This is a genomic window from Pedobacter sp. 01N416 (assembly GCF_056399685.1).
Window position 1 is genome coordinate 1 of record NZ_JBFTRT010000665.1, and the last position, 2,543, is coordinate 2,543.

Genomic DNA, 2,543 nt, shown 5'->3' on the forward strand with positions numbered 1-2,543 from the left:
AACGAGGACGATGATCCAAATTTGCAATACAGAATATTATTTCTTTATATTTACGAGTAGATCTCCCAAACATCCTCATTACAACTGAGGATAATAACTTAAAGACATTAAAAAATCTTATTTGATTATGGGAGGAAGCAGATATATAATTACTGATCAAAATCAGGCTTATTTTATAACATGTACAATAGTTGGTTGGATAGACTTATTTACAAGACCAGAATATAAAAACATAATTGTCGATTCGTTAAATCACTGTATCGAGAATAAAGGATTAATATTAAATGGTTGGGTTCTGATGACGAATCACATTCATTTTATTGGAAGATGTAAAGAGCCAAATACAATGTCTGATTTTTTGAGAGATTTTAAAAAATTCACTTCGAAGCAATTGGCTGTTACCATTAAAGAGATACCTGAAAGTAGGAGAGATTGGCTTTTAGATAAGTTTAGTTTCGAAGCTAGAAAGACCAATAGGGCAGAAAATCACAAAATCTGGCAAGACGACAATCATCCTATCGAATTACAAGAAATCGATGCTTTTCAAAAACTACATTATATCCATGATAATCCTGTTAAAGCTGGTATTGTTGAATCTCCCGAGCAATACATTTACAGTAGCGCTAAAGATTATGCTGGAATTAAAGGTTTGGTGAAAATTGAATTGATTTAAAAAAAGCGATAAAATCGCTATTCTCGTGCATCCTCGTTACAAACGAGGACGATAGCACAGATGAATTATAGTCCTCGCTTGTAACGAGGATTCGTAAGATGCACATTTGCAATGTGCTATTATCTCTATAATTTTAGCTCAAATAAACCCGATCTTCTTCACCTTCCACATCCATTACCACATCTACATGTTCTTTTAATATAGTAGCCAGTTCAAGACCAACAAAATCGGTGGCAATAGGGAAAATTTTATGGCTTCGATCAACCAAAACTACGGTGCGGATTTTTTTATGCGGCGTATTTAAGAAAACACCCAAGCCATAAGCAAGGGTTTTACCGCTGTTCAATACGTCATCAACAATAATGATCACCTTGTTTTTCCAATGGCTTTCATCTAAATCTGTCGAAGCTACCAATTTGCTGCTTTCTTTCTGCAGATCGATACGCAGTAAAGTTAGTTTAAAGCCCGAAATCTTTTTAAGCACTTTTTCTAATCGTAGCGCTAGTTTGTAACCACGGTCCCAAATACCGGCAAGCACCACTTCTTTCTCATTCAGGTTATCTTCCAAAATCTGATAAGCGATACGATCTATTTTCTGCTGAATTTGTTTCTTGTTGAGAATAAGTAATTGCGATGCCATTGTATAAAAAGGATTGAATACAAAAAGAACGATTTTAAGGATGAAATTCAAACTATTTGAAAAATAATTTGAATTGTTTGCAACGTTTTCATCAGAGATGCGTCTAATCTATAACCAAAACACAAAATCGAAGCCATCGTTGCCCAAATGCTGCGTAATAATAGCTTCAAATCATTTAACGAAAAAACGACTATGAAAACCCTTATCAAATCATCCGCCATTTTGTTTATCATAATAACCAGCTACATGGCTAAGGCGCAGGATACTAAAAGCTTTACCGTTAAAAACTTCAATAGCATTGGAGTAAGCAGTGGAATAGATCTATACCTCACTCAGGGCGGTAGCGAAAGTGTGAGTATAAAATCTGATTCTGAAACATTAAAAGATATTGTTGTTGAGCAGAACGGCAGCAATGTTACCATAAAATTTAAAGACGGCATCAAATGGAGCGGCATGTTTAAAAACCGCACCATTAAAGCTTATGTAAGTTTTAAAACCCTAAATGCAATTGCAGCATCGGGCGGATCGGATGTTTTTACACAAAACCAAATTAAAACAGATAAACTTGCTATTCGCTCTTCAGGAGGATCGGATTTAAAATTAACGGTTGTTTGCAACGATCTATCTATTCAATCAAGCGGTGGCAGTGATCTCGATTTAAAAGGCAAAGCAGAAAATATGACCATTCAATCTAGTGGAGGTAGTGATATCGATGCTTATGAATTAATTACAGATTATGCAAAGGTGCAGGCTTCTGGTGGTTCTGATGTAAATCTTTATGTAAATAAAGGCTTAGAGGCCAGTGCAAGTGGTGGTGGCGATGTAAGTTATAAGGGAAATGCTTCACTCAAAAAAACATCAAGCTCAAAAAGTGGAGATGTACACCACGTAAATTAAAAGTTTAGTTTAGTTAATAATAACGCGCTGCTTTGTGGATACAATGCGGCGTTTTTCTTTTATAAAAGATTTAACTGACAGAATGATTACACCGATTCAGGTCATTAAAGGCTGTAGGGGGAATCTTTAACCTTCAGCCTTTCTATCCTCTACCTTTTTTTGTACGGATAGTAAATAAAGTTGGCACCTTCAGGAACAATTACGAATACGCACATAAAATCTTCTGGTTTTTTATACACTTTTAAGAAGGGCTCTTTTTTTTCCTTGCTAATGATTCCTTTTTCTACAAATTCTTCTAACGTAGAGGCTTGTATTGTCCAGTCGGTATTAAGT

3 protein-coding genes and 1 pseudogene are annotated in these 2,543 nt (G+C 35.2%); 2 read left to right on the forward strand and 2 right to left on the reverse strand.

Annotated features, from left to right (window positions below; genetic code table 11):
• The first annotated feature begins 127 nt into the window (after nt 1-127).
• On the forward strand, nt 128-673 hold the full coding sequence (locus AC1DND_RS25545; protein WP_477585356.1) for an REP-associated tyrosine transposase: 546 nt from the start codon (nt 128-130) through the stop codon (nt 671-673).
• A 133-nt stretch (nt 674-806) separates the two neighbouring features.
• Here the strand turns inward: AC1DND_RS25545 and AC1DND_RS25550 are convergent, their stop codons facing one another.
• Nucleotides 807-1,313 (reverse strand): phosphoribosyltransferase family protein, encoded by a 507-nt coding sequence (locus AC1DND_RS25550; RefSeq protein ID WP_029275623.1) that lies wholly within the window; start codon nt 1,311-1,313, stop codon nt 807-809.
• Nucleotides 1,314-1,505: 192 nt separating this feature from the next.
• On the opposite strand from AC1DND_RS25550, the gene AC1DND_RS25555 reads away from it, so the two are divergent.
• On the forward strand, nt 1,506-2,210 hold the full coding sequence (locus AC1DND_RS25555) for a head GIN domain-containing protein (RefSeq protein WP_477585358.1): 705 nt from the start codon (nt 1,506-1,508) through the stop codon (nt 2,208-2,210).
• A gap of 149 nt (nt 2,211-2,359) precedes the next feature.
• On the opposite strand, the pseudogene AC1DND_RS25560 reads toward AC1DND_RS25555, so the two are convergent.
• Nucleotides 2,360-2,543, reverse strand: a pseudogene (locus AC1DND_RS25560) (hypothetical protein); the annotation flags it as partial.